The sequence below is a fragment of the Bradyrhizobium sp. Leo114 genome (assembly GCF_055229415.2).
In genome coordinates, this window is the sequence record NZ_JBUYEN020000236.1 from 1 (window position 1) to 362 (window position 362).

The window sequence follows — 362 nt, forward strand, 5'->3', positions numbered from 1 at the left end:
AGCCAGCTTGCTTCGCGCCAGCGCGAGGCTTGGACATAGTCGAAGAGATAGGCCGACAGCACCTTGGTGCGCCCAGGAATGTTGCCGCCGATCATAAGCACGATGCCGAACGTGCCTATCGCATGCGCAAAGCCAAGCATGGCGCCTGTCAGAACACCCGTTCGCGCCACAGGCAAGGCGACCGTGAAGAAGGCATATAACGGTGAGGCGCGCAGAGTGGCAGCGACTTCCAGCGGGCGGTCACCCATCGCAGCGAAGGCGTTGCGGATGGGCTGCACCATCAAAGGCAGCGCTGACAAAACCGATCCGACCACGAGCCCCGTAAAGGTGAAGGCGAGCGTGGCCCCGCCCCAGAGAGAGGC

General features: G+C 63.0%; 1 protein-coding gene. It reads right to left on the reverse strand.

Features of this window, described 5'->3' with window-relative positions:
• The coding region (locus tag ACZIRK_RS45550; RefSeq protein WP_474419887.1) for a molybdate ABC transporter permease subunit at positions 1–362 on the reverse strand (362 nt) is incomplete at both ends.